The organism is Micromonospora sp. NPDC048947 (assembly GCF_040649495.1).
Taxonomy (GTDB): Bacteria; Actinomycetota; Actinomycetes; order Mycobacteriales; family Micromonosporaceae; genus Micromonospora; species Micromonospora alfalfae.
In genome coordinates this window covers 138,150-159,645 of record NZ_JBEZFO010000014.1, presented here as the reverse complement: position 1 = coordinate 159,645, position 21,496 = coordinate 138,150, and the positions used below count along the sequence as shown (strand labels likewise).

20 protein-coding genes are annotated in these 21,496 nt (G+C 71.4%); 10 read left to right on the top strand and 10 right to left on the bottom strand.

What is annotated here, in order from left to right; all coding sequences use genetic code 11:
* Window positions 1-113: 113 nt before the first annotated feature.
* The 3 genes from AB0B98_RS21100 to AB0B98_RS21090 all read right to left on the bottom strand — a co-directional run bounded on the left by AB0B98_RS21100 (window position 114) and on the right by AB0B98_RS21090 (window position 2,962).
* Window positions 114-1,061, bottom strand: a complete 948-nt coding sequence (locus AB0B98_RS21100) for a 4-(cytidine 5'-diphospho)-2-C-methyl-D-erythritol kinase (protein ID WP_357364658.1) — start codon at window positions 1,059-1,061, stop codon at window positions 114-116.
* Between the two features lie 86 nt (window positions 1,062-1,147).
* Window positions 1,148-2,017 carry a 16S rRNA (adenine(1518)-N(6)/adenine(1519)-N(6))-dimethyltransferase RsmA gene (gene rsmA, locus AB0B98_RS21095; protein ID WP_357364656.1) on the bottom strand — a complete coding sequence of 290 codons (870 nt, stop codon included), beginning with the start codon at window positions 2,015-2,017 and terminating at the stop codon, window positions 1,148-1,150.
* 45 nt (window positions 2,018-2,062) lie between these two features.
* Complete coding sequence (locus AB0B98_RS21090; RefSeq protein ID WP_357364654.1) at window positions 2,063-2,962, bottom strand: TatD family hydrolase; 900 nt, start codon at window positions 2,960-2,962, stop codon at window positions 2,063-2,065.
* A gap of 128 nt (window positions 2,963-3,090) precedes the next feature.
* On the opposite strand from AB0B98_RS21090, the gene AB0B98_RS21085 reads away from it, so the two are divergent.
* Window positions 3,091-4,338, top strand: coding sequence for a hypothetical protein (locus tag AB0B98_RS21085; protein ID WP_357364652.1), 1,248 nt, complete (start codon window positions 3,091-3,093; stop codon window positions 4,336-4,338).
* A gap of 43 nt (window positions 4,339-4,381) precedes the next feature.
* Here AB0B98_RS21085 and metG read toward each other — a convergent pair whose 3' ends face one another.
* Window positions 4,382-6,184 carry a methionine--tRNA ligase gene (gene metG, locus AB0B98_RS21080; protein WP_357364650.1) on the bottom strand — a complete coding sequence of 601 codons (1,803 nt, stop codon included), beginning with the start codon at window positions 6,182-6,184 and terminating at the stop codon, window positions 4,382-4,384.
* Between the two features lie 149 nt (window positions 6,185-6,333).
* Here metG and AB0B98_RS21075 point away from each other — a divergent pair, with 149 nt between their 5' ends.
* A complete protein-coding gene (locus tag AB0B98_RS21075; RefSeq protein ID WP_238671174.1) occupies window positions 6,334-7,392 on the top strand; it encodes a hypothetical protein in 1,059 nt (352 codons plus the stop codon).
* 24 nt (window positions 7,393-7,416) lie between these two features.
* On the opposite strand, the gene rsmI is transcribed toward AB0B98_RS21075, so the two are convergent.
* Complete coding sequence (gene rsmI / locus AB0B98_RS21070) at window positions 7,417-8,265, bottom strand: 16S rRNA (cytidine(1402)-2'-O)-methyltransferase (protein WP_112581647.1); 849 nt, start codon at window positions 8,263-8,265, stop codon at window positions 7,417-7,419.
* 83 nt (window positions 8,266-8,348) lie between these two features.
* Here rsmI and AB0B98_RS21065 point away from each other — a divergent pair, with 83 nt between their 5' ends.
* The 3 genes from AB0B98_RS21065 (at window position 8,349) to AB0B98_RS21055 (ending at window position 12,483) form a co-directional block, all read left to right on the top strand.
* Window positions 8,349-10,058 carry a phospholipid carrier-dependent glycosyltransferase gene (locus tag AB0B98_RS21065; protein WP_357364648.1) on the top strand — a complete coding sequence of 570 codons (1,710 nt, stop codon included), beginning with the start codon at window positions 8,349-8,351 and terminating at the stop codon, window positions 10,056-10,058.
* A gap of 365 nt (window positions 10,059-10,423) precedes the next feature.
* Entirely contained in the window at window positions 10,424-11,701 is a 1,278-nt protein-coding gene (locus AB0B98_RS21060; RefSeq protein ID WP_357364646.1) for a VWA domain-containing protein, read from the top strand.
* Window positions 11,701-12,483 carry a peptidase gene (locus AB0B98_RS21055; RefSeq protein ID WP_357364644.1) on the top strand — a complete coding sequence of 261 codons (783 nt, stop codon included), beginning with the start codon at window positions 11,701-11,703 and terminating at the stop codon, window positions 12,481-12,483. The genes AB0B98_RS21060 and AB0B98_RS21055 overlap by 1 nt, the downstream gene beginning before the upstream one ends.
* A 46-nt stretch (window positions 12,484-12,529) precedes the next feature.
* Here AB0B98_RS21055 and AB0B98_RS21050 read toward each other — a convergent pair whose 3' ends face one another.
* Entirely contained in the window at window positions 12,530-12,799 is a 270-nt protein-coding gene (locus tag AB0B98_RS21050) for a hypothetical protein (RefSeq protein ID WP_238671179.1), read from the bottom strand.
* Window positions 12,800-12,997: 198 nt separating this feature from the next.
* Here AB0B98_RS21050 and AB0B98_RS21045 point away from each other — a divergent pair, with 198 nt between their 5' ends.
* Together AB0B98_RS21045 and AB0B98_RS21040 are read left to right on the top strand one after the other, a co-directional pair.
* A complete protein-coding gene (locus tag AB0B98_RS21045) occupies window positions 12,998-13,654 on the top strand; it encodes a 4'-phosphopantetheinyl transferase superfamily protein (RefSeq protein ID WP_357364642.1) in 657 nt (218 codons plus the stop codon).
* Window positions 13,655-13,856: 202 nt separating this feature from the next.
* Entirely contained in the window at window positions 13,857-14,627 is a 771-nt protein-coding gene (locus AB0B98_RS21040) for a DUF4352 domain-containing protein (RefSeq protein WP_357364640.1), read from the top strand.
* Between the two features lie 65 nt (window positions 14,628-14,692).
* Here the strand turns inward: AB0B98_RS21040 and AB0B98_RS21035 are convergent, their stop codons facing one another.
* Together AB0B98_RS21035 and AB0B98_RS21030 are read right to left on the bottom strand one after the other, a co-directional pair.
* Window positions 14,693-15,709 carry a hypothetical protein gene (locus tag AB0B98_RS21035; RefSeq protein ID WP_357364638.1) on the bottom strand — a complete coding sequence of 339 codons (1,017 nt, stop codon included), beginning with the start codon at window positions 15,707-15,709 and terminating at the stop codon, window positions 14,693-14,695.
* A 120-nt stretch (window positions 15,710-15,829) separates the two neighbouring features.
* The gene (locus AB0B98_RS21030; RefSeq protein ID WP_357364636.1) at window positions 15,830-16,915 is read right to left on the bottom strand and encodes a Gfo/Idh/MocA family oxidoreductase; all 1,086 of its coding nucleotides are present in this window, start codon (window positions 16,913-16,915) and stop codon (window positions 15,830-15,832) included.
* A 59-nt stretch (window positions 16,916-16,974) separates the two neighbouring features.
* Here AB0B98_RS21030 and AB0B98_RS21025 point away from each other — a divergent pair, with 59 nt between their 5' ends.
* A complete protein-coding gene (locus AB0B98_RS21025; RefSeq protein ID WP_357364634.1) occupies window positions 16,975-17,709 on the top strand; it encodes a hypothetical protein in 735 nt (244 codons plus the stop codon).
* A gap of 148 nt (window positions 17,710-17,857) precedes the next feature.
* On the opposite strand, the gene AB0B98_RS21020 is transcribed toward AB0B98_RS21025, so the two are convergent.
* Window positions 17,858-19,522 carry a DUF885 domain-containing protein gene (locus AB0B98_RS21020; protein ID WP_357364633.1) on the bottom strand — a complete coding sequence of 555 codons (1,665 nt, stop codon included), beginning with the start codon at window positions 19,520-19,522 and terminating at the stop codon, window positions 17,858-17,860.
* Window positions 19,523-19,795: 273 nt separating this feature from the next.
* Between AB0B98_RS21020 and AB0B98_RS21015 the strand changes: the two genes are divergently transcribed.
* The gene (locus tag AB0B98_RS21015) at window positions 19,796-20,002 is read left to right on the top strand and encodes a hypothetical protein (protein WP_357364631.1); all 207 of its coding nucleotides are present in this window, start codon (window positions 19,796-19,798) and stop codon (window positions 20,000-20,002) included.
* Window positions 20,003-20,012: 10 nt separating this feature from the next.
* Complete coding sequence (locus tag AB0B98_RS21010; protein ID WP_357364629.1) at window positions 20,013-20,189, top strand: hypothetical protein; 177 nt, start codon at window positions 20,013-20,015, stop codon at window positions 20,187-20,189.
* Between the two features lie 43 nt (window positions 20,190-20,232).
* Here the strand turns inward: AB0B98_RS21010 and AB0B98_RS21005 are convergent, their stop codons facing one another.
* The gene (locus AB0B98_RS21005) at window positions 20,233-21,495 is read right to left on the bottom strand and encodes an ATP-binding protein (protein WP_357364627.1); all 1,263 of its coding nucleotides are present in this window, start codon (window positions 21,493-21,495) and stop codon (window positions 20,233-20,235) included.
* Between the last annotated feature and the right edge of the window lies 1 nt (window position 21,496).

The following is a 21,496-nucleotide window of genomic DNA, read 5'->3' as shown; positions in this document are numbered from 1 at the left end:
CCTTCATGATCAAAGCGTCCGGGTGCCGGCGGGCACCTGGACGCCTGTCCCAAGGGTACGCGGAAGCCCCGAACGCCCGCGCCGCGCGCCAGCAGCTCCGGTGGAACGCCTCGTCAGCCGACGCGGGCGCCGGCTACCGGACCGTGCGCGACCCGCGCCTCCCGGCAGACGCCGGCGGCGGTCAACTCGGCGGCGATCCGCTCCGCGTCGGCCGCGTTGGCGGCGAGGAACACGCAGGTCGGGCCGGAGCCGGAGACGATGCCGGTGAGCGCGCCGGCCGCCTCGCCAGCCTTCAGGGTGTCGGCCAGCGCCGGGCGCATGGCCAGCGCGGCGTCCTGGAGGTCGTTGCCGAGCGTGCGGGCGAGCACCCGGGGGTCACGCTGGCGCAGCGCGCCCAGCAGGGCGTCGGTGCTGCCCAGCGGGGCGCCGGCGGCACCGGAGTCGCGGAGCCGATCCAGCTCCCGGTACGCGGTCGGGGTGGACAGGCCGCCGTCGGCGATCGCCACCACCCAGTGCCAGGAGGTGGGGCGGGCCAGCACGGGGCTGATCGCCTCACCCCGGCCGGTGCCCAGCGCGGTGCCACCGTAGATCAAGAACGGCACGTCGGAGCCGAGGTCGGCGGCGATGCCGGCCAGCTCGTCGCGGGACAGCCCGGTGCCCCAGAGCGCGTCGCAGGCCACCAGCGCGGCGGCAGCGTCGGCGCTGCCACCGGCCAACCCACCGGCGAGCGGGATCTGCTTGCGCAGGTGCAGTCGGGCGTGCGGCAGCACCCCCGCGTACCCGGCGAGGGCGTGCGCGGCGCGGATCACCAGGTTGGTGTCGTCCAGGGCCAGCTCGCCGGTGCCCTCACCCTCCATGGTCAGGGCGAGGGTGTCGCCCCGGCGGGCCGTCAGCTCGTCGTAGATCGAGATGGCGTGGTAGATCGTGTTCAGCTCGTGGTAGCCGTCCCGGCGCAGCGGGCCCACCCCGAGGTGCAGGTTGACCTTCGCGGGCACCCGCACCCGCACCGGGCCGAGGGCCCCGCGTCGCTCGTCGTCGTCCGGTCGCCAGGCCTCGGTCACGGGGTGCTGTCCCGCAGGCGCAGGCGGATGTCGAACGGCTTGGCCACTTTCAGCTCCTCAGCGTCCTGGGCGGGCACGGCGTCAGCCTACTTCCCGGCCGGCGTACCGACCGGAGCCGACGCGGCGATGGCGGCGAACTGCTCGACTGTCAGTGACTCCCCACGGGCGCCGGGGTCGACGCCGGCGGCGGTGAGCGCCGCGGCGGCCCGGTCCGCGCCACCGGCCCAACCGGCCAACGCGGCGCGCAGTGTCTTGCGCCGCTGCGCGAACGCCGCGTCCACCACGGCGAAGACCCGCTCCCGCGGTACGTCGGTGCGGGGCGGCTCGTGGCAGGTGAAGGAGACCAGGCCGGAGTCGACGTTGGGCACCGGCCAGAACACGTTCGGCGGCACCTTGCCGGCGCCCCGAGCCTGGGCGTACCAGGCGAGCTTCACCGACGGAATGCCGTACACCTTGGAGCCGGGACCGGCGACGAGCCGGTCGGCGACCTCCTTCTGCACCATCACCAGGCCGTGTCGCAGGGTGGGCAGCACGGCGAGCAGGTGCAGCACCACTGGCACGGCGACGTTGTAGGGCAGGTTCGCCACCAGCGCTGTCGGTGCCGGGTCGGCCAGTTCGGCGGCGGCGATGCGCAACGCGTCCGCGCGGTGCACGGTGAGCCGGGCGGCGTCGGCCCCGGCGTGCCGCGCGACCGTCTCCGGGAGCGCCCCGGCGAGCACCGGGTCGATCTCCACGGCGTGCACGTGCCCGGCGACCGGCAGCAGCCCCACTGTCAGCGAGCCGAGCCCGGGCCCCACCTCCAGGGCCACGTCGTCGGGTGTGAGGCCGGCGGCGGTCACGATCCGGCGCACAGTGTTCGGGTCGTGCACGAAGTTCTGGCCCAGCTTCTTGGTGGGCGCGACGCCCAACCGGGCGGCGAGTTCCCGGATCTCCGCCGGGCCGAGGAGACCGGTCATGGCTGGCAGCGTAGCGACGGGTCGGCGCCGACCGTCGGGCCGGGCTCACCACGGGCCGAACGCCCGGTCGCCGGTCGCGGAAATGGCCGCGCACAGCTCGTCCAGGTCGCTGCCGGTGGTCGCGGCGAGCGCGCGGACGGTGAGCGGAATCAGGTACGACGCGTTCGGCCGGCCGCGGTACGGCATCGGGGTGAGGTACGGGGCGTCGGTCTCCACCAGCATCTGATCCAGCGGGGTGAGCGCGGCGGCCTCGCGCAGCGCCGTCGCGCTGCCGAAGGTGACGGTGCCGGCGAAGCTCAGCAGGTAACCGCGGCGGACGCACTCGCTGGCGAACTCGGCGTCGCCGGAGAAGCAGTGCAGCACCACCCGGTCGGGAGCGCCCTCGTCGTCGAGGATCCGCAGCACGTCGGCGTGCGCGTCGCGATCGTGGATGACAAGCGTCTTGCCGTACCGCTTGGCGATGGCGATGTGCGCCCGGAAACTCTGCTCCTGCGCGGCACGCCCCTCGTCGCCGGTCCGGAAGAAGTCCATCCCGGTCTCGCCGATCCCCCGGACCCGGTCGCGGGCCGCGAGTGACTCGATCTCCCGCAACGCCTCGTCGAGGTCGCTGAGCCGAGGCGCCTCGTTCGGGTGCAGCGCCACAGTGGCCAGCACGGCGGGGTACTCATCGGCGGTGTCCGCGCCCCACCGGGAGGAGGCGACGTCCACGCCCACCTGGACCAGCCGGTCCACGCCGACCTTCGCGGCCAACGCGATCGCCACGGCAACCGGGTCGTCGGCCGGGCCGCCGCCGGGCACACCGGCCTCGCTGACCGTGATGTCCAGGTGGGTGTGGCTGTCCAGCACCGCCCGGGGCAACGGCTCGGGGGCGGGCGGAAACTCTCCGGCCCGCCGGGCGGCGCGCTCGCGGCGGGATTCAGTGGGCTCGCTCATCAGCGACAGCATCACACACCGGGCCTGTCCATCTGCCCGCCACCCGACGTTCACCCCGACTACGCCGCGCGACTCTACGGTCGCTCACGAGCGGACGCGACAGCGTGCGGACCCATCCCACCGAGCAGCGAGGCGACGGCATGAGCGTCACCCCCCAGGCCGGTGGCAGCGCCGGCGAACGGACCGGACTGCACGTGGCGTTCGGCGGCGGCGTGTACCCGGCCGAGGAGATCGCCCGGGGCGCCGCGTACGAGTTGTTCAGCGCCGACGAGGTGGCCGGCTTCGAGTGGGCACCCCGCCCGGGTAGCGCCCTGCCGTGGCACCGGTTCGTGCACGTCACCGAGGTGACCGCCGTGCACGGGGCCACCGAGCCGGCCGACGAGCCGGAGACGCCGCTGCTGATGCCCGCTCACCGCGAGCGGGGTTGGGCGTACCTGCACCAGCTCAGCCAGCAGCCGGCGGCAGCGGGCGACCCGATGCTGGCGGCGGCGCGCGCGTCGGCGGTGGTCCGGCGGGGCACCCGGATGGTGAAGGTGCTCTCGGCCCAGCAGCTCGCCGGCTACGTACGGGGTTGGCTGCCGCACGGCTTCTGCTACCGCGAGCACGATGTGGCGCACCTGCGTACGCCGGCGACGACGACGGTGCTGCGTACGGATGGTGACGCTGGCCGGGACGGCCCGGACGTCGCGTACGCGCTGCGCTGGCGCGCGTCCGACCCGGGCGACTACGACGTGCCGGTGGGCTCGGCACACCGCGGTCTGACCGCGCTGGCCTCCCGGGACCGGCTCGGCGCCCCGGTGCTCGGCACCGGCTTCGTGCCCAGCAACGGTCAGCTCATCCCGGAGTTCATCACCCGGGACTTCGCCGACCTGCCGATGCCGGCGAACGCCGCCCTCATCGCCTACCCGGCGGACGGGGTGGAGGTGGTGCTGTACACCTACCAGGCCGAGCAGCGCGGGTGGCTGCGGATGGTGGGCCCCCAGTGGCGGCACCTGCTGGCCGCGGTGCCGGACCTCTCCCCGGACCAGGAGTACGTGCCGAACGCCGACGCTCCCCGCTCCACCCAGTTGGTCGGCATGTACGGCGACAGCGAGTACGAGGCGGTCGCCGACCTGCCCGGTGGGTTCCGGGTGCTGGCGATGACCCGGGCGGCCCGTTACCCGGTGGACGCGGTGGCCCGCCGGCTCCGGTTCGCCCAGTGGCGGGGGGTGCCGTGCCTGGTGCTGCGGGAGGAGGCCGGCTGGCTGCGGGTGCGCCTGCGCTACCCGAACCCGGACACCGTGGTGACGACCGGCGCGCAGTGTCAGGAACGCGGCGTCTACGAGGCCTGGGCACCGGGCGCCGAGGTGACCGACGACCAGGTGATGGACACCCGGTACGTGATGTGACGGCGCGCGGCGGCAGGGCGACCCGCCGCCGCGCGTCGTGCGGTCAGTCGGCCAGCCGGGCCAGTTCCTCGTCGACGATCGACGGGTCGAGCTTGCGGAACACCGGCTTCGGCGCGGCCAGCGGGCGACCCGCCTCGATCGACACCGACTCCCAGCGCGCGCCGACTGTGTAGTCCCCGGTGAGCACCGGGTACGCCGGGCCGCCGTCCAGGTCGTCGACCTGCTCGATCACCGGCATCGGCGCGTGCACGCCGGTGCCCCCGAGCAGCTCGTGCACCTGCTGCGCGGAGTGCGGCAGGAACGGGGTGAGCAGTGTGTTGGCATCGCTGATCACCTGAAGGGCGACGTGCAGGATGGTGCCCATCCGGGGCTTGTCCGCCTCGTCCTTGAGCTTCCAGGGCGCCTGCTCGGAGAGGTACCTGTTGGCCTCGGCGACCACCTTCATGGCCTCACCGATCGCCTGCTTCTGCCGGTGCCGGCCGATCAGGTCGCCGACTGTGGTGAACCCGGTCCGGGCGACGGCGAGCAGCGCCTCGTCGGCCTCGGTGAGCCCGGCCGGGTCGACCGGCGGGATCGCACCGAAGTTCTTCGCGGCCATCGAGACGCACCGGTTGACCAGGTTGCCCCAACCGGCGACCAACTCGTCGTTGTTGCGGCGCAGGAACTCCGCCCAGGTGAAGTCGGTGTCGTTGCTCTCCGGGCCGGCGGCGGCGATGAAGTAGCGCAGCGCGTCGGCGTCGTAGCGCTCCAGGAAGTCGCGAACGTAGATGACCACCTTGCGGGACGAGGAGAACTTGCGCCCCTCCATGGTCAGGTACTCGCTCGAGACCACCTCGGTGGGCAGGTTGAGCCGACCCAGTTCGCCCGGCTCACCGTCGCGGGAGCCCTCGCCGGAGTAGCCGGAGAGCAGCGCCGGCCAGATCACCGAGTGGAAGACGATGTTGTCCTTGCCCATGAAGTAGTAGGACTGGGCGTCCTTCCCCGCGCCGTCGGCGGACCAGTACCTGCGCCACGCGTCCGGGTCGCCGGAGCGACGGGCCCATTCGATCGAGGCGGACAGGTAGCCGATCACGGCGTCGAACCACACGTAGATCCGCTTGTCCGACCGGTCGCGCCAGCCGTCGAGCGGGATCGGTACGCCCCACTCCAGGTCACGGGTGATCGCCCGGGGCTGGAGGTCGTCGAGCAGGTTGCGGGAGAACCGCAGCACGTTGGGCCGCCACCCCTCGCGGGTGTCCAGCCACTGCCGCAGCACCTCGGCCAGGGCCGGCAGGTCCAGGAAGAAGTGCTCGGTCTCGACGAACTTCGGAGTCTCTCCGTTGATCCGCGACTTGGGGTTGATCAGGTCGATCGGGTCGAGTTGGTTGCCGCAGTTGTCGCACTGGTCGCCGCGGGCGCTGTCGTACCCGCAGATCGGGCAGGTGCCCTCGATGTAACGGTCGGGCAGGGTGCGCCCGGTGGACGGGGAGATCGCGCCCATGGTGGTCTTCGGCACGATGTAGCCGTTGCGGTACATCCCCTCGAACAACTCCTGCACCACCGCGTAGTGGTTGCGGGTGGTGGTGCGGGTGAACAGGTCGTAGGAGAGACCGAGGCCGTGCAGGTCCTCGACGATCACCCTGTTGTACCGGTCGGCCAGCTCGCGCGGGGTCACCCCGTCGGCGTCGGCCTGCACCTGGATCGGGGTGCCGTGCTCGTCGGTGCCGGAGACCATGAGCACGTCGTGGCCGGCCATCCGCATGTACCGGGCGAAGACGTCGGAGGGAACGCCAAAACCGGAGACGTGGCCGATGTGGCGGGGGCCGTTGGCGTACGGCCAGGCCACTGCCGCGAGAACGTGACTCATGAGCAGTGAGCCTAGTGACCCGTCCGGGGCCTTCGCGAACCAATGGGGGGTGCCCGACCGTCGGACCGGGCCGACCACCTCGCCCGTTGGTCCGATTTGTCGTCGACACGCGGCTCACCTGCCGGTTTCACCTCCTGGCGCGGTGTGCAATGAACGTCGTGACGGGCAGAGGAGCGGCGCGGGACCACGAGGACCGTCCCACCGGGTCGGCGGTCGGCGACGACCCGGGGCCTGAGCCCGCCGCGTCACGGCTCGCCGGGGTCGCGCCGCAGCCCCGGGTCGTGCCCAGCGCCGACCCGGGTTCGCAGCGGCCCACCCCGGCGGGAAGGTCCGCTGCCCCGGCCCGCCCCGCGCCGGCGGCGCCGTCACCCACACCGACTCGTCCGACCCCGGGGGCACCCGTTCCCAGCCCGGTCCGACCCGGCTCGTCGGGCCCGCCGGCCGGCGCGGCACCGGTCGGCGCGGAGCCCGTCGAGGTGGAGCCGACCACCGGCGCTCCGGTGGACGCGGTGCCACGTCGGGTGCCGGTCCGGCAGCAGGGTCGCCGACAGCGCGACAATGGGCCCGACGGCGACCCGCCGGACGACGGCGGCGCTTTCTGGGCGCCCATCGAGCAGGTGCACTGGGACGGCACCCCGGTCCGCAAGGACCCGGCACCGGCGCGGCTTCGCGGCTTCCGGCTGGCGCTGCGCCGGGCACCCAGCCGCACGCCCCCACCGCCGGATCCGCTGCCCGGGCTCGCCGCGCTGGTGGTGCTGAGCCTGGTCGCGGCCTTTTTCGCCTGGGTCAGCGCCGGCCCGTTCTGGCTCGCGGTCGGGCACGCCCGGACTGGCACCGTGGTGATCGACGACTGCTCCGGCGGCGGGCTCACCCTGCGATGCCGGGGGATCTTCACTGCCGAGGACGGGCGGTTCATCGCCCATGGTGTCCGGGTCAGCGGCGTGCCCGTCGAAGGGAGCACGGCCGGCACCGCGCTGCCGGCGCGGATGACCGGCCCGGACAGCGGCACCGCGTACGCGGACGTCGGTGTGGGCCGGCACCTGCGGTGGCTGCCCGGTCTGTTGGTGGTGCTGGCCTGCGCCGCCGGCATCGTTCGATGGACCGGGTCGGCCCGGCTGCCCGGTCGCCGGCACCGCCGCTGGGCAGTGGCCGCCGCCATCGCCGGCCCCACGCTGATCACAGTCGGCTTCCTGGCCGCCGCGTGGTGAACCCGGCGGACCCTGCCACAGCGGTCAGCTGTGCACGATCGTGTAGACGTCCCGGCGGCGCAGCGCGTACTCGGTGGCGACGTCGGTGATGGCGTCCCGGCGGGACCGGCCGGCGGCCTCCCGCTCGGCGACGGCGGCGCGCAGGGTGTCGTCGTCGGGGCGTTCGGCAGCGGTCACCGGAGCGCCGGCCACCACAAGGGTGATCTCTCCGCGCGGGTCCCCCTCGGTGGCCCACCGGGCCAGCTCGCCGAGGGGGCGACGGAGCACCTCCTCGTAGGTCTTCGTGAGTTCACGGCAGAGCGCGGCCGGCCGGTCGGCCCCGAACGTGTCGGCCAGGTCGGTGAGCGTCGCTCCGATCCGGTGCGGGGCCTCGAAGAAGACCAGGGTGCGCTCCTCGGCGGCGAGGGCGCGCAGCCGGGATCGGCGGCCGCCGGGGGTACGGGGCAGAAAGCCCTCGAAGCAGAACCGGTCGCAGGGCAGCCCGGAGACGGCCAGCGCGGTGGTGACAGCGCTGGGCCCGGGGGCGACGGTGACCGGCGCCCCGACATCCAACGTGGCACGGACCAGTCGGTAGCCGGGGTCGGAGACGCTGGGCATCCCACCGTCGGTGACGAGCGCCACCACGTACCCGCCGAGGATGGCCTCGACCAGCTCGGGGGTGCGCCGCTCCTCGTTGCCCTCGAAGTAGGAGACGATTCGACCGCCGACGGTGAGGTCGAGATCACGGGCCAGCCGGGTGAGCCGGCGGGTGTCCTCGGCGGCGACCACGTCGGCGCTGATCAGCACCTCCCGGAGTCGGGCCGAGGCGTCGGCGGGGTTGCCGAGCGGGGCACCGAGCAGAATCAGGCGCCCAACTTCGGACATTTCACCCACGAATTCGTCTCCTTCATTGCTGGGAATACCGGTATCAGGGACGACGGACGCCACCGGACACCTTGGCAGCCTACGATCGCCGGGTGACGAGTGCGTCGACAGCGCAGAGCCCGAGCGCCGATCCGGACAAGATGATCCAGGCGACGGGCGAGCCCGGTGCCAACCAGGAGCCGACGGCACCGAGCGCCGAGGGCGGCGGGGTGGCCGCGACGGTCCGGCGACGGTTCGCCACCGTCGACACCCAGGTGGATCGGTTCTCCTGGCTGGCCACGGCAGTGGTGGTGTCCATCGCGGCGATAGTGCGCTTCGTCGGGCTGTCCAGCCCGAAGGGCAAGATCTTCGACGAGACGTACTACGCCAAGGACGCCTACGGGCTGATCTCCCGTGGCGTGGAGTGGAACTACAAGGACAACGTCCCGTCGTACGTGGTGCACCCGCCGCTGGGCAAGTGGTTGATCGGCATCGGCGAGTGGGCGTTCGGCTATCAGGACGCCGATTCGAAGGTCTCCGTCCCCGGGCACCTGATGACCACCGCACCGGAGTTCGGCTGGCGATTCTCGGCGGCGGTGATCGGCACGCTGTCGGTGCTGCTGCTGGTCCGCATCGGTCGGCGGATGTTCCGCTCGACGGTGCTCGGCTGCGCTGCCGGCCTGCTGCTCGCCCTGGACGGCTTCCACCTGGTGCTGTCCCGCGCGGCCCTGCTCGACATCTTCCTGCTCTTCTTCGTGCTGGCGGCGTTCGGCGCGCTGGTGCTCGATCGGGACGCCCGCCGTCGACGCTGGGCTCGGGCCCTGGACGACGGGCTCGATCCGAGCCAGCCGGGCCGGGCCGGCCGCCCACCGACCGGTTGGCGCACCTGGCCGTGGTGGCGGCTGGCGGCCGGGGTGCTGATCGGCTGCGCCTGTGCGGTGAAGTGGAGCGCCCTGTACTTCGTGCCTGCCTTCGCGCTGCTGGTGCTCTTCTGGGAGGTCGGCGTCCGCCGCTCGGCCGGCGTCCGCAGGCCCTGGCGGGACACGCTCGTCGACGAGCTGCCCTGGCTGGTGCTCGCCGGCGTGCTCATGGTGGGCACCTACCTCGCCACCTGGTCCGGCTGGCTGTTCACCGACGACGGTTACTACCGACTCGCGTCGGCCTACCCGGGCTCCCGGCTCAGCGACCGCCCGGTGATCGGTCCGCTGATCAACCTCTTCGAATACCACCGCGCGGCATACGGGTTCCACGCCCAGCTTGACGACGCACACAAGTACCAGTCGTGGCCGTGGCAGTGGCTGCTGTTGGGCCGGCCGGTGGCGTTCCACTACGCCGGTGACGGCGTCTGCGGCGCGGCGAGCTGCGCCTCGGAGATTCTGCTGCTCGGCACCCCGCTGCTCTGGTGGTCGTTCCTGCCCGCTCTGGTGGCGCTGGTCTGGCTTGGTGTGGCCCGTCGGGACTGGCGGGCCGGCGCGATCCTGCTCACCGTGGCCGCCGGCCTGCTGCCGTGGTTCTGGTTCGCCCTCGACGGCCGGACGATGTTCTCGTTCTACGCCGCGCCGGCGGTGCCGTTCCTGGTGCTGGCCGTGGTGTACGTGCTGGGCACGATGATCGCCCCCGCCGGGGGTGACGTGGGTGCGGTGGCGCCACTGGTGCCCGGTGACCCGAGTTATGAGCGTCGACTGGTGGGCAGCATCGCGGCGGGGGCGTACGTGCTGCTGGTGGCGCTCTGCTTCGCGTACTTCTATCCGATCTTCGTGGGTCGGGTGATTCCGTACTCGGACTGGCTGTCCCGGATGTGGCTCGACGGTCGGTGGATATAAGCATCGACAGGCGACGCGCCGCACAGCGCGACGGAAGAAGGGCCCGCACGCCGAAGCGTGCGGGCCCTTCTTGACAAAGACGCGCGCCCCGATCGCCTGCCACGGGGGAAGCGGGCGATTGGGGCGCGCAAGAAGAGCTTAACCACCGCGCACCACCGGCACAACGGGTCGACTTGGGTCAGATTTCCGACGGATGCTGGCCGAACCGACACCTTCCCTCGTGCAGTTGACCGAGGGTGACCCGGCGTGGACCCTGAGCGCGGGCGCGGCCGGTCAGAGGCGATCCCCGGCTCGATCAGAGTCGCCGGTTCCGCATGTCTCCACCCAAACGATCATCCAAAGTGGATCTCACTACACTGCGAGTCGTGATCAACTTCAGACGATCGACGGCGGTCCTTCTCGGACTGTTGGCGACCACCGCGCTGACCGGGCCGGCGCAGGCCGACGAGGAGCCGGTGCCCGAGCCGCCCCGGGTCGAGCTGGTGCTCGACGTCAGCGGGTCGATGCGCGCGGCCGACATCGACGGACGCACCCGGATCTCGGTCGCCCAGCAGGCCTTCAACGAGGTGGTCGACGCGCTGCCCGAGGAGACACAGCTCGGCATCCGGGTGCTCGGCGCGACCTACCGCGGCAAGGACAAGAAGGTCGGTTGCCAGGACACCCAGCAGATCGTGCCGGTCGGGCCGGTGGACCGGTCCGCCGCCAAGGCGGCGGTGGCGACACTTCGGCCGACCGGGTTCACTCCGGTCGGGCTGGCGCTGCGCTCCGCCGCGCAGGACCTGGGCACCGGGGCCACCACCCGGCGGATCGTCCTGATCACCGACGGCGAGGACACCTGTGCTCCGCCGGACCCGTGCGAGGTGGCCCGGGAACTGGCCGCCCAGGGCACCAGCCTGGTCGTCGACACCCTCGGCCTGGCCCCCGACGACAAGGTTCGCCGGCAACTGCTCTGCATCGCCAGCGCGACCGGCGGGACCTACACCGCCGCGCAGAGCGCCGAGGAGCTGACCGACCGGATCAAACAGCTCGTCGAGCGGGCCGGAGACACGCACACCCGGGCCCCCACAGTGGTCGGCGGCACCAGCGCGTGCGACTCGGCGCCACTGCTCGCCCCCGGCGTCTACGCCGACCGGGAGGCGTTCTCCGAGCATCGCTACTACCGGGTGCCGGTCCGGCCCGGGCAGGAACTGCGGGCTTCGGTGAGCATGGCGCTGGACCGGGCCGTCAACCGGGACTACGGGGTGCTGCTGCGGGCCACCGCGGCCGACGGCCGGGAACTCGTCCGCGGCGCTGACGCCGGCAGCGGGCGGGCCGACGTGCTCTCCGCCGGGCTGCGCTGGTCGGCCAGCGCCGACGACGAGGATGCCGCCGAGACCGAGCAGAGCTCCGCGCCGGTCATCGAACCCACCACCGTCTGCCTGGTGGTCAGCAACTCGTTCGCCCCGCGTCCCGGCACCGCGGCCACCCCGGGCATGCCGGTGGAGTTGACGATCGACGTGGTCGCCGCCGCACCCGCACCGGACGGACCGGACCTCGGCCGGGGCTGGGTGCTGCTCGCGCTGCTCACCATCGCCGGTCTGCTCACCGGTCTGCTCGCCGGTCTGCTCACCCGCTGGTGGGTAGCCACCTGGAGGGAGAACTGATGCGTACCGCACTGTTCCGGTCGATGGTGGCGCTGCTCGCCGCCGGCGTGGCCGCTCTGCTTCCCACCGCGGCCACCGCCGCACCGACCCCCTCCCCGGGTGCCACGCCGGTGAACCGTGCCGGCACGTCGTTCCTCACCGCCACCCCGATCACCGCCGGCCAACCGGTACGGGTGGACGCCTCGATCGGCGACCACCTCTACTGGTCGTTCCCGGCGACGGCCGGCCAGGTGCACGAGATCACCGCCACCGTCACCTTCCCGAAGGGACGCAGCGGCGCCTCCACCTGGACGGTGGACGTCTTCGACGGGTTGCGCCGACGCCAGGCGTGCACGGCGGGGGCCCAGACCCCGACAGTGGACGCGAAGGCATCGAACGTGGTGTTGGGTTGCACGCTGCGCGAGGTGCGGTCGTGGGCGGAGCCCTGGTCGGCCGACCCACTGCCCGGCACGTACGTCGTCCGGCTCTCGGTGATCGAGCTGCCGGAGCCGGACCTGGGTGCGCCGATCGACGTCGACCTGCTGGTGGGCACCGTCGCCGACCGGGGCGCCTCGGCCGACGACGGCGAGTTGGCCGCCCCGCTGGTGCCGAACACCAAGGCCGGAACGGTGCTCAACGCCGTACCCCCGGTGGACGCGGAGGCCGACGACGAGAGCGGCTCGCTGGCGGACTGGTTGCCGGATCTCGGCTCGCGCTGGGTCTGGACCGGCATCGGCGGCGTGCTCGCCGCAGTGGCCGGCGTGTTCGGCTTCGCGGTGACCCGACGGCCTCGACGTCGCTGAAACGCCACCTCTGGTGGCCCCGCCCGGCGGCGGGGCCACCAGAGGATCAGCTACGCCGGGAGCCGCGCGGCAACCAGCCGATGAACCTGTCCTGGAGCGACATCACCGGGGCGGTGCGCAGATCCTCGGTGGCGGCGGCGAGGCAGGAGCCCAGATAGACGCTGAGCATGGCGCGGTCACCCCCATACTCCGCCAGCAGCCGGGTGCGCTTCGTCGCGCACGGCCACTCGTCACCGCAGGAGCCGCAGCTCCAGCAGGGGGTCTTCGGGGCGTGTTCGTCAGCCCGCACCCCCGGCCGTTCCAGGCCATCGGTCATCGCACGTCCTTCCAGATGTCCACGGGACTGGCGGCTGCCGTGCCGGCCAGCATTGATGGTGGTCCCCCCGGAGCCATCAGGGAGGGCGCTGCGCGTCCCTCCGGTGTTACATCTTTGCGGTACCTTCATCGGTCGTGGGAGTCGGAAATTTGACGGTTAACTTGATGCGTCATTCCTACCGACCAGTAGGCCACCGGAATGCGTGACCTGCTGCCGTCGACGGTCGCCGTCGCCGTCGCCGGGCCGGAGGACTGGACCGGCGAATTGCTCCCCGCTGAGCAGGCATGCCTCGGCGAGCGGGCGGTGCAGACCCGTCGGCGGGACTTTGCCGCGGGAAGGATGTGCGCCCGCAGGGCATTGCGCGACCTCGGCCTGCCGACGACCGCCGTGCCGGCCGCCGCCGACCGCGCGCCGGTCTGGCCGGCCGGGGTGGTCGGCAGCATCACCCACACCGCCGGCTACTGCGCCGCTGCGGCGGCGCACACCACCGACGTCAGGTCCGTCGGAATGGATGCCGAGCAGCACCGCGAGGTCGATCCGGGAGTACGCCGACTCGTGCTGCTGCCCGAGGAGGAGGCCATCTGCGCACGGCTGCCCAACGGCACCTACTGGCCGGTCGTGCTGTTCAGTGCGAAGGAGACCGTCTACAAGGTGTGGCATCCGATCGTCCGCGGCTGGTTGGGCTTCCACGACGCCCAACTCGATATTGACCCGGATGCGGGCACGTTCACTGCCCGGATCGCACCGGCCCGGGTGGACACGGCGGGGGTCGACAACCCGCCGGCATCGATCAGCGGCCGCTTCGTGATCGCCGACGGGCTGGTCCGCACCGCCGCCGCACTTCCGGCACGTTGACCTCGTCTGGTTACTCATAGCGATGAATGGAATACCGATAAATATTGGCGTTCGGTGACCGATCGAACACTGTCCACGCTGGCCAGAGGGGTTCCGGATTGTTGCGGTGGGAAGCCCTCTGGAGTGGCGACTGGACGCTCCACCACCCACGGTAACGTCGAAGAGTTCCCGCACCGCACGTACCGAAGCGTCAAGGAGTACGGTGACCCACCCCCAGCCCCGCGTCAGGCCGCACGACCCCCGACAGCCGAACCCGCAGCCGCCGACCCGCTCGTTCGCGGCGACACCGCAGCCGCCGTTCTCGGGGGCTGCGTACCCGGCGGCCGGCGGGCACACGGGCGATGGCGGCGGATACCGGGCACCAGGTGGCTCCGGCTACCCGATCATCGCACCACCACCGGTGCAGACGGACCGCGCCAAGAAGTCCGTCGTGGTCGTCGCGGTCACCGCGGCCGTACTCACCCTGCTCACCTGCGCCGGCGGCATCGTGGCGGTCGTCATCGGCACCAAGGGCACCTCGACCACTGTGAGCGAGGCACAGGCCACCCCGCCGACCCCGTCGCCGGCGAACGGCGACACCCGCGGGATGTCGCCGGGTGACACCCTGGTCGTCAACCGCGAGGCCGGCACCGTCGAGATCACCGTGACGAAGTTCAGTAGCGCCACCAAACCCTGCAAGTCCCACGGACTGAAGCCCGGCGAGGGCATGTACGTGATCGCCGACGTGACTGTGGCCGTCACCAAGGGCACCGCGTCGACGAACCCGCTCTACTTCCAGTGGGTCGCCGCCGACGGCACCAAGACCACAGCCATCGGTGGAGCCTTCTCCGGCTGTGGCAAACCGATGCCGGCCGTCGACGACCTGACCGCTGGCACCAGAAGCACCGGCAGCGTGGTGTTCGACGTGCACGACACCTCGGGCGCGCTGGAATACCAGGACCAGTTCCAGACCGCCGGTTCCTGGAAACCGTGACGCGCTGACGCGACGTGGGGCCGACCCTGTCCGGGCCGGCCCCACGCGGTGGGAGAGTTGGTGGGTCAGCAGCCCGTCCAGCGCACCGGGGTCACCCGGTCGGCGAGGACGTTGCGGAACCCGACGATGGTGCCCGAGTCGGAGATGGACCGCGCACCGACGACCACCCCTTGGCCGCCGCCCGGCAGGACCCGGGAGGTGGAGCCCCTGGCAACGCGGTCACCGCCCACCACGACACCCTTGGTGTTGATGCCGGTCAGTGCCGGCATCTCCTGGTCGAGCAACGTGTGCGAGCCATTCCGGAGGTCCCACCGCACCCTTGTCGAGGTGGTGCCGCCCAGCCATGCCTGGCCGATCGCCCAGCGACCCGCCGCCGCGCCGGCAGTGCTCCACTCGGCGCCCGGGATCGTGAGCGCGTCGATCCGGCCGTTCGGCCGGCGGACCCAGCTGTTCCAGTCTCCGAAGGGTCCGGCGCTACCGACGATTGTCCCGTTGTCAGTGATCCCACCCGCCTGGGCGTCGACGGGGGCGTCGAGCACCTCCACAGTGCCCGGACGGGCGGCCGGCCAGCGCAGCGCGACCAGTTCCCCGGGGATGATGTCGGAGCCGTAGCCGACGATGTCGCCGGCATCGTTGATGGCGCTGACGAAGATGCCGGTGGACGGCAGCACCGGCAACCGCTCAAGCTTGCCGTCGCGGTACCTCCACGGCTGCGCGTAGCCGGTCTCCGCCGATCCGTTGCCGATCACGACGCCGTCGGCGTTGATGTCGACGGGGGTGGACGTGGCCTCCGACTCCAACTCGGTGACCCGCTGCCCGTCCCAGAACAGCAACAGATACTGGTTGTCGGTCTCACCGACCCGCAGCGCGGTGCCCGCGACGTAACGACCCGTCGGGTCGACAGCGTTCGCGTCGGCGCGATAGGTGCCGGTCGGGTACGGCAGCGTACTGATCTTGCAGTTGCGGGGGGTCGCGCCGGCGGGCGCGGCGGTCGCCGGCGCGGAGACAGCGACACCGAGAGAGGTGGCCAGCAGACCGGTCGCGGTGGCTGCGAGCATCCTGCGTCGAGTGCTTCGATTCATCCTTGCTCCCCGTGTGGGGCCCGGGTGCTCCCGGGCATTGGGTTGATACCCGGCTTCACAGGTGAGCTGGCTGCGCGGTTGCGCACTGTCAGCCAAGAGACAGAAGTGGATCCGCTGGAGCTACCGCCCCCACGCCTCGGTGTCCGTGACGACCGGCCGGCCGGTGCGTACCGATTCGTCGATGGCGAGGCTGATCAGGTGGTCCTGGCATGCCTCGGCGAGGGGATACGGCGCCGGGCCTTCCTCCCGAGCCCACGCCCCGGCACGGGCGACGATGTCGGCGACAGCGATGTCGTCGTCGGACATCCCGCTGCCGACGAACGGATTGCGGTAGACCACGTCGCCGTCGAAGCTGATGTGCTTGAGGTCGAGACCTTCCAGATTGAGATCGAGACCGGTCTGCCGTCGGGTCAGGAACGACTCCACAGGTGTGCTCGGGTCGACCAGGCGGACCACCCTGTCGTCCACCAGCTCACCGCGCGAGCCCCGGACCACCAACCGACGGGTGCGCAGCGGGTTCCACCACTGGTTGTCGGTGAAGTCGTACAACCCCATCCGCCCGCCGAAGTCGATGGTCGCGAGGGTGGTGGAGAGCTGCTGCGGGGTGTCGTCGCCACTCCAGCCGGCCGGCGAGAGCGGGTTGGCAAGCGGCGCGACGAAGGCGCGCGCGCTCACCTCGGCGCTCCCGTGACCGACGCCGAGCAGACCCCGGATCAGTGAGACCGCGTGGTACAGGTGGGTCGAGGAGATCTGGACCGAAGTCGGCTCACCGAGCACTCCGGCGCGGACCAACGCCAGCCGCGCCGCGTGCCCGGGCATCAGCAGGTACTGCTCGGCGACCTGCACCAGGCCGCTGCCTCCGACGTCGGCCCAGAGCGAACGCAGACCCGCCAGGTCGGCGGCGGGCGGCGTCTCGGCGAGCACCGGTACGCCGGCCGCCACCAGCTCCCGGGTCGCCTCTGGAGTCACCGGCCACGGCACCGACACGATGACGAAGTCCGGCCGCTCGTGGGCGAGCATCTCCGCCGCCGTGCGGAAGGTCGGCACGCCCCAGTCGGCCGTCACGGCCGCTCCCCGGGACTCGGTACGCGTCACCACCCCGGTCACCCGGAACCGCTCGGGGAGCAGCCGGGCCAGGCGGAGGAGGAACTCACCTCGCCAGCCGCTGCCGATGATGCCGAACCGGGTCTGGGCCACCGAAGTCATCTGGGCTCCTCACGTAGAGATCCGGATGCTAGCCGCTCTCCTTCGCTACGGTTGCGCTGATGACCACCGAGCCGATGCGGGCCGTACCCGTGCCAGTGCCCGACCCGGGCCCGTCCCTGGACTACTACCTGGTCCTACCTCGACTCGACGCCCGCGGTCCAGCCACCACTGTGGAAGGGATCGTCGTCGAGGACTTCACCCGCCACCACGACCTCACCACGACAGGGCTGGACAGCGCCGGGTGGACGCCGGACGCCGGCTGGTGGAGTTCCCCCGCGCTGAGCCTCGGCATGCGCACCGACCCCGAGGTGCTGGCGCGGATCGTCCCCACCTCCCGCCGGGAGGCCGAGGACGTCTACCGCGCGCTCGGTGGTGGGCAACTGCCGGACGAACCGCTGCTTCGTACGCACTTCCTCGACCATCAACCGATCGCCACCGCCCCGCCACTGCGGCTCGGCCCGGCGCAGCCACCAGCCGGCTTCCACGAACGGCGGGTGTACCGCGTCCTCTTCGCCAAGGATCTCCGCGCCGAGCAGGTGGCGAACCTCCGGACGACCTGGCGGACACCGACGGACGGCACCGTCACGTCCGCCGCGAGCGGTCGCCTCGACGCGCACGGCGACCAGCTCACCTGGGATCTGCGCCGCGTCGGCCACTCCCTCGCCTGGTGCCTCGACGTCACCGCGCTGCTGCGGACCGACGCCACCGCGGCGCTCGGCTCGACACTGTCCGAGCTGACGAACGTCCTGCGCCAACACGGCCTGATACCCGTGACGACCGAACGCTTCTCCTAGGGTCTGGCACCGCCATCGGACGACACTGGGGGCTCGAATCTCAGTCGACCTTGAGCCCATCCCGCTCGCCGAGCTGGTGACCGCCGCGCGGGCCGATGTCTGGGCTCAGGCGTGCGTGGTCCCCCAACCCGCCGCCTACGCCCTAGAGCTACAGGTGCTGTCCCCGGCTTGTTTCTCCGCCGTGCACGAGTGGTGCGCGGTCACCATCGAGGGCAACCGTCAACTGATCCAACCCCAGCGAACCCAACTCCAGGGCCTGACGATGGAATGCACGCCGGTCGCCGGGGAAGGACGAGCGGCCTGCCAGCCAGGCGCGCTCACCCACCTTGTACGCCAGCGCCTGCCCGGGCCGGCCCAGGTAACGCCCGAGTTCGGCGGACGCGTACGGCCCCTGATGACAGCGGTCCCGCAGCAGCTTCAGCGCAGCGTCCGGCGTCCACATTGCTCCGTCGCCAAACGGCATCGGCAGTCGCAGGTGCAGGCCGATGTCGAGCACGACCCGTGCCGCCCGCAGGAGCTGCATGTACAGATACCCCAGTCGAGCACCCGGCTGTCCGTAGAGCCCGAGTTCGTCCATGAACCGCTCGGCGTACAGTGCCCAGCCCTCCTGGCTGCCGGAGAGGCCGCCGAGCAGGTTCAGCCGCTGCCCGAGGCCCGCCCGGCAGACCTCGGAGCCGAGGTGGAGGTGGTGGCCGGGAACGCCCTCGTGATAGGCGGTGCTGTAGGCGTACCAGGTGGGGAAGCTCGCTGCGTCCTCGGGAACTGACCACCAGACCCGGCCCGGCCGCGCCAGATCCCGCGACGGCCCGATGTAGGCAATGCTGGACGACGTGGTCAACCGCGACTCGATGCGCCGCAGCGGGGCGGGGATGTCGAAGTACACGCCATCCAGTTGCTCGGTGGCGCTCTCCAACAGCTCCTGCAGCCACGCGGCGAACGCCTCGCTGCTGTGCAGCGTGCCGGGCGCGTCGGGGCTGGCGAGCCAGGCGAGCACCTCTGGCACGCTTCCGCCCAGGGCCTTCGCTTCCGCGATCAGCTCTGCCTCTGTCGCTCGGAACTCGTCCCAGCCCCAGTCGTACAGCTCGCGCAGGTCAGGCTGGGCAGCGAGGAAGGTGCGCACCCAGAGTGCGTACCGCTGCTGGCCGAACGCTTCATCCTCAACGGCCCGCGGTGCCAGGTCCGCGGTCAGCACCTCGGCCAGTTTCTGGTACGCCTCTCGCGAGCCTGTCGCCGCGGCCTGCAACGACGTCCGCTGACGCCCCGCGCCGTAGCGATCCACCAGGGCGGCATCGTCGTCGATCCAGTTGCGGCAGCGCTGCGTGACAAGCTCCACCTGACGCCGCGCCGGCACATTGCCGCGCTCCGCGGCAAGTAAGAGGCTGCGGGCGTACCCGTCCAGGGCCGCAGGGACCGCGGCCAGACGTGCGCCGACACGAGCCCAGCCCTGCTCGAATTCCGCGCCCTCGGCGCCCCGGGCGGGTACCGCGGCCTCGACGGCCTGGCGGATGAGCTGGAGCGGACCGGTGGCCGCCGCGTGCAGTTCGCGCAGGTCCTCCCCGGCGTCGTGGAAGGCGATGCGCGTATGCAGCCGTTCGGCGAGGTGGGCGTGCAACGGGATCGCGGCCGGCAGTGCGTCACCGGAGATCTCAAGCTCGCGCAGGGAGCGGGCTGCGAGGTCGGCGCGGGCCTGGTGGCCCTCCGGGCTGTAGTCGGTAAGCCCGTCGACATCCTGCTCGCCAGCCTCGACGACCGCTGTGCAGGGGTCGAGGCCGGCCATGTCGTACAGGAGGCGATCCGCGAAGTCCTCAAGCATTGGGGCAATGCTAGGGCCTACGTGCACCGGTGGCCCGAGAAAGACCGCCGCCCCAACATCATCAGCGGCGCGCTACGCGACGAGCACGCCAAACGAAAACAGGGCCCGGAGGCGTCTCCCCAGGTCGTACGTGTTGCTGGTGGAGCTGAGGGGATTTGAGCCCTGACCCCCTCGATGCGAACGAGAGGGCCACTTGTCATCGACGCGAGCAAGATCGCTAGCACGCGTCGCTCCGAGGTAAGAACGGATTGGGACACGCTGCGCCACTACCGCGTGGCCCTCTTCCTACTCACCAAGGACGGCGTCCGCCAGGTCACGGTCACTCTCGACTTCGAGACCACGGAATTCGGCGATCAGCAGCGCCTCACCTACCAGTACAACTCGGTCGTGGCGGCGCACGTCGTTGATGCCCGCAACGGCGAGAAAGCTCTCCCTGACCCTGACGAACAATCCCCGGGACGAGCTGACGATCACTGGTGAGTGGCCAGGCATGCCGGAGCTCGGCGACGACGACCGCATCGCCTCCCAGGTCTCCCTCGACGCCTCGGGCCTCGAGCGCACCCTGCATGTGCTGGAAGGCATCGCCGCCGAAGGCAAGGAGTGGATCACCCACGAAAACCGTCGGGAACGCGCTGGCCTCCGGCTCGTCTCGGCGATGGAGGACTGATTGATTCCAGGCGAGATGCGACCATTCACGGCGAGCGCCCCGGTCAGCCTGTCCGTGGGCCGGCAACCTGCCACAAGGCACTGACCGGCAATGCGCGGAGCCTGTCGCCAAACGGCAGTGTCGAGGTCCCGGTGTAGAGGACGATGCCGGCGATGAAGTCGTCGCCGAGGCGGTCGGCGAGTCGGCGTAATCCGCGGAAGTCGTCGAATCCGACGGTTGTGGCTGCCTTGACCTCGATCCCGACCACGTGCCCGGATCTGTTCTCGAGCACCGCGTCGACCTCGTACCTGCTCTGGTCGCGGTAGTGAGAGAGGTCGGCAGACTGCTCCGACCAGGTGAGCTGGCGGGACAGCTCGGACAAGACAAATGATTCGAGCAGTGCGCCGAACGGTGCGCCGGGCCGGAGCAGTGCGCGGGCGTCGGTCGCGATCTCGTTGGCGGCGATGCCCGAGTCGACAAAGATCAGTTTCGGCGCGGCAGTTGAACGGGTGCCAAGATTTCGGGACCAACCGGGGATCCGCTTGATGAGGAAGATCTCTTCCAGTGCCTGGAAGTATCGTGCGATCGTCGGGCGGCTCAGTCCGAGGGCGGATTCGAGGGCATTGGCGGCGATGATGGTCGCGGATCTGGCGGCGAGTAGGCGCACCAGCTTGCGCAGCTCGCCCTTGTGCTGGATGTCGGACAGTTGTCGCACATCGCGATCGATGAGCGCTTGGACATACGCGTCAAAGAACCGTTGGCGGCGCCGCGGGTCGACGCGGTTCGTGGCCTCGGGCAGGCCTCCTCGCACGATCCTGGCCGCGTAGTCGGCGCGGGTCACGTCCGACTCGTGTCGCAGTTCGGGGCCGAGCGCGAAGACGGCGTCGACGAACCCGTCCGGCTCGCCGTCGAGTTCACCTTGTGAGAACGGCCAGAGCTCGACGGTTTCCATCCGGCCGGGCAGCGCGTCCGGGGCAGCCACCATGCCGAACAGCCGCGATGAGCCGGTGAGCAGATAGCGGCCGGGACGAACGTCCTCGTCGACGGCCGCCTTGATGGCCAGCAGCAGTTCCGGAGCGCGCTGGATCTCGTCGATCACCAGCAGTTCGGCGGAGTCCACGAAACCAACCGGGTCGGCGATCGCCGCGGCCCGGTCCTGCGCCCGGTCGAGATCGCGGCGCTCGGCGAGCCGGTCGCCAGCGACGATGCGAACCAGGGTGCTCTTGCCTGCTTGGCGTGCTCCACTGATCAGCACGACGCGGGTGTCAGCGAGTGCAGCGTCGACCTGCACGGCGGCGTGGCGGGGGATCAAGTGCGGTGTGGGCACG

What these genes read in the sequence shown, in the direction of transcription:
- rsmA (WP_357364656.1), bottom strand. Translation starts at nt 2,017, where the DNA reads ATGACCGGTCTCCTCGGCCCGGCGGAGATCCGGGAACTCGCCGCCCGG.
- AB0B98_RS21090 (WP_357364654.1), bottom strand. Translation starts at nt 2,962, where the DNA reads ATGCTGTCGCTGATGAGCGAGCCCACTGAATCCCGCCGCGAGCGCGCC.
- AB0B98_RS21085 (WP_357364652.1), top strand. Translation starts at nt 3,091, where the DNA reads ATGAGCGTCACCCCCCAGGCCGGTGGCAGCGCCGGCGAACGGACCGGA.
- metG (WP_357364650.1), bottom strand. Translation starts at nt 6,184, where the DNA reads ATGAGTCACGTTCTCGCGGCAGTGGCCTGGCCGTACGCCAACGGCCCC.
- AB0B98_RS21075 (WP_238671174.1), top strand. Translation starts at nt 6,334, where the DNA reads ATGAACGTCGTGACGGGCAGAGGAGCGGCGCGGGACCACGAGGACCGT.
- AB0B98_RS21055 (WP_357364644.1), top strand. Translation starts at nt 11,701, where the DNA reads ATGCGTACCGCACTGTTCCGGTCGATGGTGGCGCTGCTCGCCGCCGGC.
- AB0B98_RS21050 (WP_238671179.1), bottom strand. Translation starts at nt 12,799, where the DNA reads ATGACCGATGGCCTGGAACGGCCGGGGGTGCGGGCTGACGAACACGCC.
- AB0B98_RS21045 (WP_357364642.1), top strand. Translation starts at nt 12,998, where the DNA reads ATGCGTGACCTGCTGCCGTCGACGGTCGCCGTCGCCGTCGCCGGGCCG.
- AB0B98_RS21035 (WP_357364638.1), bottom strand. Translation starts at nt 15,709, where the DNA reads ATGAATCGAAGCACTCGACGCAGGATGCTCGCAGCCACCGCGACCGGT.
- AB0B98_RS21030 (WP_357364636.1), bottom strand. Translation starts at nt 16,915, where the DNA reads ATGACTTCGGTGGCCCAGACCCGGTTCGGCATCATCGGCAGCGGCTGG.
- AB0B98_RS21025 (WP_357364634.1), top strand. Translation starts at nt 16,975, where the DNA reads ATGACCACCGAGCCGATGCGGGCCGTACCCGTGCCAGTGCCCGACCCG.
- AB0B98_RS21020 (WP_357364633.1), bottom strand. Translation starts at nt 19,522, where the DNA reads ATGCTTGAGGACTTCGCGGATCGCCTCCTGTACGACATGGCCGGCCTC.
- AB0B98_RS21010 (WP_357364629.1), top strand. Translation starts at nt 20,013, where the DNA reads ATGCCGGAGCTCGGCGACGACGACCGCATCGCCTCCCAGGTCTCCCTC.